The 13,822-nt window shown below is 57.6% G+C and carries 9 protein-coding genes; 5 read left to right on the forward strand and 4 right to left on the reverse strand.

The genetic code is table 11. The features are described from left to right. Positions 1-110 precede the first annotated feature (110 nt). The 3 genes from hmeg3_RS04055 (at position 111) to hmeg3_RS04065 (ending at position 4,869) form a co-directional block, all read left to right on the forward strand. Complete coding sequence (locus hmeg3_RS04055) at positions 111-2,099, forward strand: monovalent cation:proton antiporter family protein (protein WP_094562595.1); 1,989 nt, start codon at positions 111-113, stop codon at positions 2,097-2,099. 3 nt (positions 2,100-2,102) lie between these two features. Beyond that, on the forward strand, positions 2,103-3,023 hold the full coding sequence (locus tag hmeg3_RS04060; RefSeq protein WP_094562596.1) for an AEC family transporter: 921 nt from the start codon (positions 2,103-2,105) through the stop codon (positions 3,021-3,023). 106 nt (positions 3,024-3,129) lie between these two features. Beyond that, entirely contained in the window at positions 3,130-4,869 is a 1,740-nt protein-coding gene (locus tag hmeg3_RS04065) for a methyl-accepting chemotaxis protein (protein ID WP_094562597.1), read from the forward strand. Positions 4,870-4,984: 115 nt separating this feature from the next. On the opposite strand, the gene hmeg3_RS04070 is transcribed toward hmeg3_RS04065, so the two are convergent. The 3 genes from hmeg3_RS04070 to hmeg3_RS04080 all read right to left on the reverse strand — a co-directional run bounded on the left by hmeg3_RS04070 (position 4,985) and on the right by hmeg3_RS04080 (position 10,556). Beyond that, positions 4,985-5,749: a phytanoyl-CoA dioxygenase family protein gene (locus hmeg3_RS04070; protein ID WP_094562598.1), complete on the reverse strand. Its 765-nt coding sequence runs from the start codon at positions 5,747-5,749 to the stop codon at positions 4,985-4,987. Between the two features lie 28 nt (positions 5,750-5,777). Further along, on the reverse strand, positions 5,778-8,633 hold the full coding sequence (gene uvrA, locus hmeg3_RS04075) for an excinuclease ABC subunit UvrA (protein WP_094562599.1): 2,856 nt from the start codon (positions 8,631-8,633) through the stop codon (positions 5,778-5,780). Positions 8,634-8,780: 147 nt separating this feature from the next. Next, complete coding sequence (locus hmeg3_RS04080; RefSeq protein ID WP_094562600.1) at positions 8,781-10,556, reverse strand: glycosyltransferase family 39 protein; 1,776 nt, start codon at positions 10,554-10,556, stop codon at positions 8,781-8,783. A gap of 306 nt (positions 10,557-10,862) precedes the next feature. Here hmeg3_RS04080 and hmeg3_RS04085 point away from each other — a divergent pair, with 306 nt between their 5' ends. Together hmeg3_RS04085 and ssb are read left to right on the forward strand one after the other, a co-directional pair. Further along, positions 10,863-12,059 carry an MFS transporter gene (locus tag hmeg3_RS04085; RefSeq protein ID WP_094566125.1) on the forward strand — a complete coding sequence of 399 codons (1,197 nt, stop codon included), beginning with the start codon at positions 10,863-10,865 and terminating at the stop codon, positions 12,057-12,059. Between the two features lie 38 nt (positions 12,060-12,097). Beyond that, positions 12,098-12,607, forward strand: coding sequence for a single-stranded DNA-binding protein (gene ssb, locus hmeg3_RS04090; RefSeq protein WP_094562601.1), 510 nt, complete (start codon positions 12,098-12,100; stop codon positions 12,605-12,607). A 126-nt stretch (positions 12,608-12,733) separates the two neighbouring features. Here the strand turns inward: ssb and hmeg3_RS04095 are convergent, their stop codons facing one another. Then, positions 12,734-13,696, reverse strand: coding sequence for a GlxA family transcriptional regulator (locus hmeg3_RS04095; protein ID WP_094562602.1), 963 nt, complete (start codon positions 13,694-13,696; stop codon positions 12,734-12,736). Positions 13,697-13,822: the final 126 nt, after the last annotated feature.

Here is a 13,822-nt window from a genome sequence, read left to right on the forward strand (position 1 = left end):
GCGTGTCGCGATTATGCACCAAATCAGATCAGTGGCCGCAAGGCAGGCATGGTTCTGGCTTAATGGGTCGTATGGCCTCCACCTATAAAAATTGCTTCGTTTTCTAATCCATGTTTTCTGGTCTAGAGCTCACACTATTTTTACTCGGCGCCGCGGTGCTTGGTGTCGTTGTTTTTCGAATGTTTCACCTGCCGCCGATGCTGGGCTATCTGGTCGTCGGCATTGTCATCGGCCCCCACGGCCTCGGTTTTGCTGAAGATAACGAAACCACCCATGCCCTGGCCGAGTTCGGCGTGGTCTTCCTGATGTTCTCCATCGGGTTGGAATTTTCGCTGCCCAAGCTCTCGTCGATGCGGCATATCGTCTTCGGGCTGGGCGTGGCACAGGTATTGGCGACCATCGCGGTGGCCATGGTGTTCGGCTGGAGCACGGCCTACATTCTTCCGCAACTGCACAATATCAGCTGGCCTGCGGCCTTTGCGCTGGGTGGCGCGCTGGCCATGTCGTCGACCGCCATCGTCTCCAAACTGCTGACTGAACGGCTGGAACTGGAAACCGAACACGGCCGCCGCATCCTCGGCATCCTGCTGTTCCAGGATCTGGCGCTGGTGCCGTTGCTGATTATCGTGCCGGCGCTGGCCAAGAACACCGGCAATCTCGCCGTCACGCTGGGATGGGCGACCACCAAAGCGGTAGTGGTGCTGGCCTTGTTGTTGTTCTTTGGACAAAAGCTGATGCGTAGCTGGTTCCAGATCGTCGTCAAGCGGCGCTCGCAGGAGCTGTTCATGCTGAACCTGCTCATGATCACGCTGGGGGCTGCCTGGATTACCGAAAAAGCCGGTCTGTCTCTGGCGCTTGGCGCCTTCATCGCCGGCATGCTGATCTCCGAAACCGAGTACAAGCATCAGGTGGAAGAAGACATCAAGTCCTTCCGCGATGTCTTGCTGGGCTTGTTCTTCATCACTATCGGCATGCTGCTCAACGTGCATCTGGTGCTGGAACACTGGTGGCTGGTTCTGCTGTTGCTGATCGGCCCGGTGCTGCTCAAATTCGTGCTGATTGCCGGACTCGCCAAGTTGTTCGGATCGACCACCGGCGTCGCCTTGCGGACAGGCCTGGCGCTGGCGCAGGCCGGCGAATTCGGTTTTGTGTTGCTCAATCAGGCCGGTGGTCTGCAATTGATGGATCCGCTGCTGATTCAGGTGATTCTGGCCTCGATGGTGTTGTCGATGCTGGCGGCGCCCTTCATCCTTGCCAAGTCCGACGCCATCGTCATGAAGCTATCGGCCAATGAATGGATGCTGCAATCGCTGGCACTGACGCAACTTGCCACGCGCACCATGTCGAGCCGCAAGCACGTCATCATCGCCGGCTTCGGTCGCAGCGGCCAGAGTCTGGCCAAGCTGCTCGACGAAGAGGGTATTCCTTATCACGCGCTGGAGATGGACCCGGATCTGGTGCACGACACGCAAGTCGCCGGCGCCAACGTCTCGTATGGCGACGCCGCCCGCCGTGAAAGCCTGGTGGCCGCGGGTATCCACCGTGCCGCCGCGCTCGTGGTGACCTACGCCAGCACGCCTTCGGCGTTGAAAGTCTTGCATCACGCTAACGAACTGGTACCGACTTTGCCCGTGATCGTGCGTAGCCACGACGATGCCGATCTCGACAAACTGCTCGCCGCCGGTGCGACCGAAGTCGTTCCTGAAGCGCTGGAAGGCAGTCTGATGCTGGCATCGCACGCGCTGGTGATGCTCGGTGTTCCGCTGCGTCGCGTGGTGCATCGCGTGCAGCGCGCCCGCGACGAGCGCTACACCTCATTGCGCGGCTACTTCCATGGCGCATCCGACGTCCCTGAAGACAATGACAACCTTCATGTCCGGCTTGAGTCGGTCGTGCTTGGCGAAGGCGCCAGCGCCATCGGCAAGACCTTGTATCAGGTCGCACTGGAACAATTCGACACGGAAGTCACCATGCTCCGGCGTGGGAAGTTGCGCGTCGAGTTCACGCCGGACACGAAGTTGCAGACGGATGACATCCTGGTCTTGCGCGGCACGGCGGAAAATATCCTGAAAGCGGAAAAACGCTTGCTGAAGAAATAAACAATGGAAATGATTGATCGCATCACCGGCATTATCCTTCCCGTTTTCGCCATCATCGCCATCGGGTATGGCTATGCGCGCTGGCGTGGTGAGGTGGTGCGTTCCGACATGGCGTCGGTCAACCGCGTGTCGATGGAGGTACTGGCGCCGCTGATGGTTTTCAGCGCGCTGGCTTCCAAGGATTTCGACATGGTGCACAACGCCTGGCTGATCCTCGCCAGCGTCTTGATTTCTTTGGGATCGGGTTTGCTTGCGTGGCCGGTGGCGCGGCTGTTCGGCTACGACAAGCGCACCTTCCTGCCGCCGATGATGTACAACAATGGCGGCAATATGGGGGTGCCGCTGATGCTGCTGGCCTTCGGGCCGGAGAGCCTGTCGGCAGCGGTCGCTTTGTTCACGGCGGCGACCTTCGTCTATTTTTCGCTGGGCATCAAAATGCTGCAGCATGGGCGCGATACCCGACCCGGCTCACTGCTGCGTTTGTTCAAGAGCCCGATCATGATCGCCATGGTGTTGGGCGTGTTGTTTGCCGCGTTTCACGTGCCGCTGCCTTCTCCGGTTTTTTCCGCAATGAAGCTGTTGGGTGAGGCCAGCATCCCCATCATGCTGTTTGCGCTGGGCGTGCGGATGATGGACATCAGCTTCAAGAGTTGGCATATCGGGCTGGTCGGCGCGGCCACGTGTCCGCTGGTTGGTTTGATCGTTGCCTTGCTGCTGGATCAGATCCTTCCGTTGACAACCGGACAACGCGGACAGATGTATTTGTTCGCGGCCTTGCCGCCGGCGGTCTTGTGTTTCATGGTGGCCGAACAATATCGTCAGGAGCCTGATAAAGTCGCCTCGATTGTGCTCATCGGCAATCTTGCCGCATTGATTTTTGTGCCGCTTGGTTTATGGATGGGACTGCCGCCGTCGATTCGTTGAATTGCGCCCGGAGGAGGGCTTTATTCCGCGTATCTTGGTATGAGAAATGCTTAGAAACTGAGAGGGCGCTCCGTGTGCTCAAAAAAGTTATTCTAAGGATGTTCTCATGCTCAAAAATCTCTCCATCAAAGCGCGCCTGATCTTTGTTGTCAGCTTTCTTTCAGTGCTGCTCGCCATTTTTGGCATGGTTGGCCTGATCAGTTTGCAAAAAACCAATACTGATCTCAAATCCTTGTACGAAGATCGCGTCATCGCATTAATCCAGCTCGGGCAGGTGACCGATGCGGTGGACGCAGGCCGCTATACGATTTCGACTGCGATCGTCGGTGACTCCGGCGAAATCGACAAGAATATGGATAACCTTGAAAAGGTTCTCAAAGAAGGCGACAAGGTCTGGAAGGAATATCTGGCGACCTATATGACGCCGGCAGAAACCAAGCTCGCAGAGCAATTCACCTCGCAGCAAAAGAAATTCATCGCCGATGGCGTCAAGCCGGCAATCGAAGCTTTGCATAATCGCGATTTTCAGGGCGCCACTGATCTTTACAACGGACCGTTGCTTGAATTGTTCAAGCAGATCAACGTCACGATGAAGCAACTGGTGACCTTGCAGCAGAACGTCAGCAAAGATCTGTACGACCAGTCGCAGTCGCGTTATCAGACGTTCCTGACGATTACCATTGCCGCGATTGTTGTCGGCATTGCGGTCGCCATCATCATGGGCATCTGGCTGGTGCGCGCGATCTCAGGTCCGCTGAATGAAGCCGTCAAGGTTGCCCGCGGCGTCGCCGAGGGGAACCTCACTCAGACGATTGAAGTGCATTCGCGTGATGAAGCCGGCCAGTTGATGGAGGCGCTGCACACCATGAACGGACGTCTGCAACAGATCGTCGGCGAAGTGCGCGTCAGCACCGACACCATCACGACGGCATCGAGCGAAATCGCCACCGGCAACCTGGATCTTTCCGCACGTACCGAGAGCCAGGCCGGCTCGCTGGAAGAGACCGCATCGGCGATGGAAGAGCTGACATCCACCGTCAAGCAGAATGCCGACAACGCACGCCAGGCCAATCAACTGGCGGCCTCGGCATCGCAGATCGCCGAAGAGGGTGGCAACGTCGTGAGCCAGGTGGTCGTCACCATGAACAACATCAATGATTCGTCGAAGAAGATCGTCGACATCATCAGCGTGATCGACGGCATCGCCTTCCAGACCAATATTCTTGCCTTGAACGCCGCAGTGGAAGCCGCGCGCGCCGGTGAACAAGGGCGTGGTTTTGCTGTCGTCGCCAGCGAAGTGCGCAGTCTGGCGCAACGCAGTGCCGCCGCCGCCAAGGAGATCAAACTACTCATCGACGACTCGGTGCAAAAAGTCGGCGAAGGCAGCAAGCTGGTCGAGCAAGCAGGCGTCACGATGGACGAAGTGGTCGCCAGCGTCAAACGCGTGACCGACGTCATGGGCGAGATCACTGCAGCGAGCCAGGAGCAGAGTTCCGGCATTGAAGAAGTGAACCGTGCGATCACGCAAATGGATGAAACCACGCAGCAAAATGCCGCCTTGGTTGAGCAGGCCGCCGCTGCCGCGCAATCACTGCAGGATCAGGCGCAGCGTCTGACGCAGGTGGTGAGCGTGTTCAAGCTGGATGGCGCGCAACAGCTCACGGCCGCACCGGCGAGAACGGTCAACATTACACCGCGTCCTGCGGCTGTTTCTTCCGCGTCGACGACTGCTGCAACAAAGAAAGTAGTTGCCATCAAACCGGCCAAGTCGACTGCTCCGGCCCTGACAACAAGTAGCGTGAGCCAGGGCGGCAAGCCCGGCGATGACGACTGGGAGCAGTTCTGAACGTTGCAGGCCCGTCGCCGGCATGGCGGAAATGAGGGCGTAAAAAAGGGGATTGCCGTAACGGTAATCCCCTTTTACATTTTGCGTCGAAGCAAGCTTCAGCTTAGTTCAGCACTCAGTCCAGCAAGACGTCATCCGAAGCCGCCGAACGCGTGCCGGGAACCGGTGGATTGCTTTGACCGTGATAGGCGAACACCACCGATGATTTGATCTGCGCCGAGTTGTTCTTGCCGGCGGCATGGAACAAGCCGCTGTGGAACAGCACCACATCGCCTTTTTCCAGCGGTACCGAAATACCTTGTTCGAATAACGCCTGATTGGCCGCGACTTCGGGACGCAGGAAGTCGAGCTCATCCATCTGCTCCGGCTGCAATTGCAACAGATGCGATCCAGGGATGAACTTGAGACCGCCGTTGTCTGCATTTTCCGGACCCAGCGCCAGCCAGACCGAAATCAATTCATTGCGAGGGAACGACCAATAGCGAATATCGCGATGCCAGCCGGTCGCCGTGCCGAAGGTCGGATGCTTGGTCATCACACAGTTGTGATGCGATAGCGTGATACACACCGGCTCTTCAAACAACTGATGCAGTGCCGTCACCAGACGTGGATTCGACGCCCATGCGCGAAAGTGATCGTCGCGCTGCCACGCCGCCCGCAAGCGTCGGGCAGTGCGGCCGCCCGGCGCATCCAGTGACGACGGTGCGCCTGCATAACCGACGTCGGCTTCGTACTCCAACGGCGCAATGGCTTGCTGCACATGCTCACGCGCGACGGCGAGCATCTCGTCGCACGCGTCGACAGGGACAAAACCCTTCAGCAGCAGATAACCGTCTTTGCGGAAATCCTCAAGCTGGGCTGAGGAAAGCAGCGTTTCCATGGCAATCAATCCTAATTTCTAATTCGTTCTATTTTTTCTTTTTCAGCAACGGCGCCAGGTAGTGTCCGGTGATGCTCTCCGGATTCTTGGCCACCTCTTCCGGCGTACCGGTCGCGATGATTTTGCCGCCGCCTGCACCGCCTTCAGGGCCGAGATCAATGACCCAGTCGGCGGTCTTGATGACGTCGAGATTGTGTTCGATGATGGCCAGCGTATTGCCCTGGTCACGCAGACGATGGATCACCTTCAGCAGCAGGTCGATATCATGGAAATGCAAACCGGTAGTCGGCTCATCCAGGATATACAGTGTACGCCCGGTGTCGCGCTTGGAGAGTTCCAGCGACAACTTGACGCGCTGCGCCTCGCCGCCCGACAGCGTGGTCGCGCTCTGGCCCAGCTTGATGTAGCCGAGGCCGACGTCGAGCAGGGTTTGCAGTTTGCGCGCGATCAGTGGCACCGGCAGGAAGAAGGTATGCGCGTCTTCCACCGTCATCTCGAGGATCTCGGTGATGTTTTTGCCCTTGTACTGCACTTCCAGCGTCTCGCGGTTGTAGCGCTTGCCGTGGCAGACGTCGCACGGTACGTAGACGTCCGGCAAGAAGTGCATCTCTACCTTGATCACGCCATCGCCCTGACAGGATTCGCAGCGGCCGCCCTTGACGTTGAAGGAGAAGCGTCCGGCGCTGTAGCCGCGTTCCTTGGCGGCAGGCACGGTCGCGAACAAGTCGCGGATCGGTGTGAACAGGCCGGTGTAGGTCGCAGGGTTGGAGCGCGGCGTACGACCGATCGGCGCCTGGTCGACCGAAATGACTTTGTCGAAATGTTCCAGGCCGCTGATCGATTCATGCTCGGCCGGCTCGGTTTGCGAACCATACAGATGGCGCGATGCGGCCAGATACAAGGTGTCGTTGACCAGCGTCGACTTGCCCGAACCGGATACGCCGGTCACGCAGGTCAGCAAGCCGACCGGCAGGTCGAAGCTGACGTTCTTCAGGTTGTTGCCGGTGGCGCCGGTGATGGTCAGCTGACGCTCAGGATCGGACGGCGTGCGCTTCTTCGGTACGCTGATTTCCAGTGAACCGTTAAGGTATTTTGCGGTCAGCGATTTCTTGCTCTTGAGGATGTCTTCCAGCGTGCCCTGAGCGATGATATCGCCACCGTGCACACCTGCGCCCAGGCCCATGTCGACCACGTAGTCGGCGGTACGGATCGCATCTTCATCATGCTCCACCACCAGTACGCTGTTGCCGATGTCACGCAGATGCTTGAGCGTGCCGATCAGGCGGTCGTTGTCGCGTTGATGCAGGCCGATCGACGGTTCGTCGAGCACGTACATCACGCCGGTCAGACCGGAGCCGATTTGCGATGCCAGGCGGATGCGCTGCGCTTCGCCACCGGACAGCGTATCAGCGCTGCGTTCCAGCGACAGATAATCCAGGCCGACGTTGTTGAGGAAGGTCAGGCGCGAGATGATTTCCTTGATGATGCGGTCGGCGATTTCTTTCTTGGCGCCGGTCAGCTTCAGGTTCTCGAAGAAGGACAAGGTTTCGCGCAGTGGCGTGGCGGCGACTTCATAAATCGCGCGTTGCTGACGGCCGGTGCCGATCTTGACGAAGCGTGCTTCCACGCGCAGACGCGCACCCTGGCAGGATGGGCATTCCTTTTCATTGATGAACTTGGCCAGCTCTTCCTTGACCGCCATCGAATCGGTTTCGCGATAACGGCGTTGCAGGTTGACGACCACGCCTTCGAAGGTATGTTCCTTGATCACGGTACGGCCGCGCTCGTTCACGTAAGTGAACGGCACGGTCTGACGGCCTGAACCGTACAAGATCACTTGCTGCGCTTTTTCGGGTAACTGTTCAAACGGAATATCGATGTCGAACTCATAGAACGCCGCCAGATTCGACAGCATCTGGAAGTAGAACTGATTACGGCGATCCCAGCCCTTGATAGCGCCGCTGGCCAGCGACAGATTGGGGAAGGCGACGATGCGCTTTGGATCGAAGAATTCGATATGGCCCAGACCGTCGCATTCCGGGCAGGCGCCCATCGGATTGTTGAACGAGAACAGGCGCGGCTCCAGTTCTTGCAGCGAATAGCCGCAGACCGGGCAGGCGAATTTGTTGGAGTACAGATGTTCCTTGCCGGTATCCATCTCCAGCGCAATGGCGCGGCCTTCGGCGATGCGCAGTGCGGTTTCGAAACTTTCCGCCAGACGTTGCTTGATCTCGTCCTTGACCTTGACGCGGTCAATGACGACGTCGATGGTGTGCTTCTCGGTCTTCTTCAGTTTGGGCAGGTCGTCGATTTCATAGACCTTGGCGGTACCCGTGCCGCTCTGGATACGAAAGCGCACGAAGCCATGCGCCTGCATCTGTTCGAACAGATCGACGTGCTCGCCCTTGCGGTTGGCCACGACCGGGGCCAGGATCATGAGTTTGGTGTCTTCCGGCATGGCCAGTACGGCGTCCACCATTTGCGACACCGATTGCGCCGCCAGCGGGTTTTCCGGATGGTCGGGGCAGTAAGGCGTACCGACGCGTGCGTACAGCAGACGCAGGTAGTCGTGGATTTCGGTGACGGTGCCGACGGTCGAGCGCGGATTGTGCGAGGTCGCCTTCTGCTCGATCGAGATCGCCGGCGACAAGCCTTCGATCATGTCGACATCAGGTTTCTCCATCAACTGCAAGAACTGACGCGCATAGGAAGAGAGCGACTCGACATAGCGTCGCTGGCCTTCTGCGTACAGCGTATCGAATGCCAGCGACGATTTTCCCGATCCCGAGAGGCCGGTGATCACGATCAGTTTGTTGCGTGGTAAGTCGAGGCTGATGTTCTTCAGATTGTGCGTGCGTGCGCCGCGAATGCGAATTTCTTCCATGGATGCCTTCAGCGTAAGTTTTCCATTCCAGGTTCATATGAACATGGAATGGAGGATCAACCTATTACTATATCAGGACTCACCATTTGCGGCTGATGTCGTCAGGCTGGAAGAGATCCCGCCCTATGCAGCGCGTGAGCGGCAAGACTACTTTGTTGCGGCGGATGGCACGGTTGCCACTGCCGTTGCAGGCAATTGACGCTCATAGACAGTGAAGGTTTGCTCATCACCATCGCGCGAGCCTTTCCAGAACTGCTTCCATTCGCCTTCCGGTGTGCCTGTGCCGAACGGATGCTGGACGATGACCCAGCGGCAATCGGTCTTTCGGGTCTTGTCGACCGGTTGATGCAGAATCCCGGTGTAATAGAGCAGCATCGGCGCCTCTGTCTCACCCAAGCTGATGCTTGCCATGCAATCGCCCTGACGCCACGCCGGTGTCAGCTCGGCTTGCAGGTCTTCATAGACATATTCATAACTCTTGGCGTAGTCGCCCCACGGCAGGATGAGCGTGAAAGCGATGCCCCACATCATCGTGATGCCCGCAAACCAGCTGAACGCGCCGCGCCACTTTCCGCAATGGCGGATCTTTGGCAGACAGGCCAGCCAGGTCAGCGTGATGACGATGGCGCCGGCCAGGGCGAAGGGTTGCATCGGCGTTATGTAGGCCAATGGCAGCCATTTGCCGAGATAGGTGAGGTGGTAGTGATATTCCGGCGGCCCGATGGAAATCAGGTAGATGGCCCATAGAAAGCCCGTCACGATGCCGAAGAACAGGCGTGAGAACCAGTCCCAGGTCAGGGATATCCAGAACGGCAGGCGCTCGACGACACCCGAACCCAGCAGGCAAAGCGGCAACACCAGCGGCAGCAGATACAGTTGGCGAGCGGTCGCAGAAGCTTGCAGGATCACGATGCAGATGGCGCAAAAGATCACGGGAATGGCAATGCGTGGCTGCCGGACAAGACGCCAGTCGCCGCCGAGCAGCGCCAGGATGGCCAGTGGCGTACCTGGCATGGCGAAGCCGGATAACGCCCGGAAAATCACCGTCGAATCGTTGTCCGATCCCAGCTTGCGTACGGAGAAGCCAAAGAAGCGGCCGACATTGTTGTCCCAGAACCATTCCATGAACAGCGGCATCGAGTGATGCGCCAGCAACGCCGGCCAGATCAGGAAAAAAGGCAGCGCCACCAGCACGGCCAGGCCGACCATGCGCAGATACGACCATGAGCGGCATTCGCGTATGAGGATGGCGACCCAGAACGCCGAGGCGGCGTAGATGATTGGTACAAACAGTCCCTTGGACATTTCCGCAATGCCGACACCCAGACCGAACCAGAGCGCTGCAGACAGCCGGGGCGTACGCGTCTGTTCGTTGAGAGCAATTTTCAGCAGGCCATACATGGCAATCACGCCGCCGCATACCAGCGATACGTCGGTAAACATATCGTGTGCGTGCTTGACCATGCCTGCTGTTCCCGCAAACAGCGTCAGGGTGCCGAGTACGCGCAAATTGAAGAAATTGTCTTCGCGCCACACGGTTTTGGCGATCAAGGCTACGAAGTAAAACGTGATCAGCATGTAAAACACGCTGGTCATGCGCGCGCCGTCGGCATAGTTCAGCCACGGATAGAGTGCTTTGGCGAAGATGACTGCCGTCCAGTAATACAGCGGCGGCTTTTCCATGAACGGCTGACCGGCATTGGTCGGGACGAGGTACTCGCCCGTCATCAGCATATGGTGAATCACGCCAAAGCTGTATCCCTCGTCCTGTTTCCAGGGGCCGTGACCGACAATGCCGGGAAGCAAGTAAATGCAGGCGATCAGAGCCAGTAGTGACCAAGCGGACCAAGCGGACCAGGCGGTGCGTGACGCCAGTCTTGTCTGATAAGGCTGTTGATAGGGGGCGCGAACTGGCGAAAGCATAAATGGAAAAGCGAGTAAAAACGGAATCACACCGGCGGATTAACCCGATATTGTTACATAAACGGCATCTTTGATACATATTGTTACAAATCAAAATGTCTATAAAAGTGCCGAAAACAGTCTTATCTTGCGTGAATAGTTGCTCTGAAGATATGACTTAAAACGCGGTCGGGAGTTTGATTGCTGATACCATATCGGGTTTGGATATTTGCCAAAGCAAGCTGACATCCTTGCTTCGCCTGCTTGCCCAGCCGTCATCTCAAACTCATGAACTCCACCGCTTCCGAATCCATCCAGAAAGCCGGCATGTCCGGCGCTGAAGTCCGCGCCAGTGCGTCGCTGGCGTCGATCTTCGCTTTGCGCATGCTGGGCTTGTTTCTGATCCTGCCGGTATTTGCCGTACACGCAAAAGGTTTGTCCGGCGGTGAAAACGCGGCGCTGGTCGGCCTGGCCATGGGGATATACGGATTGGCGCAATCGTTTGGCCAGATTCCGTTCGGTATTGCCTCCGACAAATACGGACGCAAGCGCGTCATTGTTATCGGACTGATTTTGTTTGCACTTGGTTCTTTTGTCGCGGCAGGAGCCAACGACATCGCCTGGGTGATTGCGGGCCGTGCGATTCAGGGCGCGGGCGCCATTTCTGCCGCGGTCACGGCGTTCATCGCCGACTCGACACGGGAAGAGCATCGCACCAAGGCCATGGCCATGGTGGGCGCCTCGATCGGTTTGACGTTCGCGGTATCGCTGGTGGCCTCACCGGTGCTGTACAAGCTGATCGGCATGGGCGGCATTTTTTCGCTCACCGGCATACTGGCATTGGTGGCAATCGGCGTGGTCTTGTTCGTGGTGCCGGATGCGCCCATGGTCAAGGCCAAAAGAGTGCCATTCGGCGAAGTGCTGCGCCATGCCGAACTGATGCGGCTGAACTTCGGCGTGTTTGCGCTGCATATGACGCAGATGGCGATGTTTGTGGTGTTGCCCGCTGCGCTGGTGCAATACGCAGGCCTGCCGGTCGCCGAGCATTGGAAGATTTACCTGCCGGTAGTCCTGGCGTCCTTTGTCTTCATGCTGCCACCGGTATTCATCGGAGAGAAGCGCGGCATGATGAAGCAGGTTTTTGTGGCCGCCATTTCGCTGCTATTGATCGTTCAGATCGGCATGTGGGCAACGCTGTCGCATTTTGCCGCGCACTGGGGTGTTCTGGTGTTCCTGTTGTTCGCGTTTTTTATCGCCTTCAACATCCTGGAAGCCTGCCAACCGTCGCTGGTGTCGCGTATCGCACCGGCCGCTGCCAAAGGCACGGCATTGGGTGTCTATAACACGCTGCAAGCGCTGGGCTTGTTCTGTGGCGGTGCTCTGGGTGGATGGTTGAAGCAAAACGTAGGCGCCTCGTCGGTGTTCGTCATGTGTGCGGTGGCGACCCTGACCTGGCTTATAATCGCGTCTAACATGAAAAATCTGCCGCGCCGTGGAATGCAGCCGGCGAGTGCAACTGCTTAGTATTTAGTGAAATTATTTAGTGAAATCCAGGAGAAACAATGGCATCGGTCAATAAAGTCATCATCGTCGGCAACCTCGGACGTGACCCGGAAACGCGTTACATGCCCAATGGCGAAGCCGTCACCAACGTCGCCGTCGCTACGACCGAGAGCTGGAAAGACAAGAACAGCGGTGAGAAGAAAGAACTCACCGAATGGCACCGCATCACCTTCTATCGCAAGCTGGCAGAAATCGCCGGTCAATACCTGAAGAAGGGTTCGCAAGTCTACGTTGAAGGCCGTCTGCAAACACGCAAATGGACTGACAAAGACGGCGTTGAAAAGTACACAACTGAAATCATCGCAGACACCATGCAAATGCTCGGCAGCCGTCAAGGCATGGGTGGCGGCGCGTCGATGGATGACGGCGGCGGCAGCTACGGCGGTGGCGGTGGTGGTGCACCGGCACGTCAAAGCAGCGGTGGCGGCGGAGGCGGTGCAGCACGCGCCCCGGCGGCAGCGCGCCCGGCGCCCAACTTCTCGGATATGGATGACGATATTCCGTTCTAATCGATACCTGCTCCAATTCTGTAAAAAAATGGCCCCAAGTGCTTGTCGCTTGGGGCTTTTTTATTGTCGCCAGTATGCCGATTGGAACGTTTTTTTTTGCCGCCAGCCCATCCTGGGCTCACAAAGTCAACGAATTTCAGCGCGAAGTTCGCGCACTCCACGACCTAGCCTGCGACGTAGCAAGGTTCGAAGTGTCGCAGTGTCCGCATAGCCTACCTCGCTCGCAATTTTCTCTATGCCGACGCCGACGGAGACCAGCTGTTGTGCGCGTTCGATTCGCAGGTCTTGAAAAAAGGTCAGTGGAGATTTGCCAAGCACTGCCTCGGTGCGACGCTGCAGCGTTCGTGTGCCAACTGACAATGCCTCCGACGCACCCTTTAAAGAGAATCCCTTTGGAAGATTATCGCGAGCCCAGCGTTCGAATCGTTCAATCAACGGATCTGCATGCGCGAGATAGTCCGGGATGATGTAGTGCGCTTGCGATGCACGCGTATCGATCAACATGAATCGTGCAACCAGCGTCGCCAGCTCCGGACTGGTTTGCTTCAGTAGCCAAAGTGCAAGGTCGAGATGGCCCATGGCAGCACCGGCTGTCACTACCCCGTGCGACGTGACAATCATGTGGGAATCGTCCAGCTTGACGGCCGGATAGCGTTGACGGAAAAAAGGTGCCAGGGACCAGGTGGTCGTTGCTTCGCCATGATTGAGAACACCGGCCTCGGCAAGTAAGAACGTCCCAACGCATGCCGCCGCCATACCGATGCCTTCCCCGTGCCAGGTCTGTAGACGCGTAATCGCCTTGCGCACGTCACGTCTCGCCAGCGCTTCTGTCAACAGTTCCGGTTGTTTGGCATTCAGCGCCGGCACGATCACCCAATCAGATCGATGCACTGTATCGGCTGATTCGACCTCAATAGAGAATCCCTGCGCGGTGCGGATGCGCTTGCGTACACCAACAAGTTTGACTTCAAAAGGAGGTGGGGCAGAAGTTTGGGTCGCAGCCAGTTCGTTCGCCGTCGAAAATGTATCCAGCAAAACGGTGAGACCCGTATCAAACACGCCATCAAGTACGAGAACAGATAGTTTCATGTCACAAATGCCTCTATTAATGTCGTTTGCGACTATAGCGTGCTGCAGATGCGGCGTCTACACTGCGCAGCAATGCAGCCGTGTCGAGACATCGGCCAAGCATTCAATTCACCTGGGCGATTACCG

The sequence above is a fragment of the Herbaspirillum sp. meg3 genome (assembly GCF_002257565.1).
Lineage (GTDB): Bacteria > Pseudomonadota > Gammaproteobacteria > Burkholderiales > Burkholderiaceae_D > Herbaspirillum.

Bases quoted from the DNA above. Each gene is read 5' to 3' on its own strand.
- hmeg3_RS04080 (WP_094562600.1), bottom strand. From the start codon at position 10,556: ATGCTTTCGCCAGTTCGCGCCCCCTATCAACAGCCTTATCAGACAAGA.
- hmeg3_RS04055 (WP_094562595.1), top strand. From the start codon at position 111: ATGTTTTCTGGTCTAGAGCTCACACTATTTTTACTCGGCGCCGCGGTG.
- hmeg3_RS04060 (WP_094562596.1), top strand. From the start codon at position 2,103: ATGGAAATGATTGATCGCATCACCGGCATTATCCTTCCCGTTTTCGCC.
- hmeg3_RS04095 (WP_094562602.1), bottom strand. From the start codon at position 13,696: ATGAAACTATCTGTTCTCGTACTTGATGGCGTGTTTGATACGGGTCTC.
- ssb (WP_094562601.1), top strand. From the start codon at position 12,098: ATGGCATCGGTCAATAAAGTCATCATCGTCGGCAACCTCGGACGTGAC.
- hmeg3_RS04070 (WP_094562598.1), bottom strand. From the start codon at position 5,749: ATGGAAACGCTGCTTTCCTCAGCCCAGCTTGAGGATTTCCGCAAAGAC.
- uvrA (WP_094562599.1), bottom strand. From the start codon at position 8,633: ATGGAAGAAATTCGCATTCGCGGCGCACGCACGCACAATCTGAAGAAC.
- hmeg3_RS04085 (WP_094566125.1), top strand. From the start codon at position 10,863: ATGTCCGGCGCTGAAGTCCGCGCCAGTGCGTCGCTGGCGTCGATCTTC.
- hmeg3_RS04065 (WP_094562597.1), top strand. From the start codon at position 3,130: ATGCTCAAAAATCTCTCCATCAAAGCGCGCCTGATCTTTGTTGTCAGC.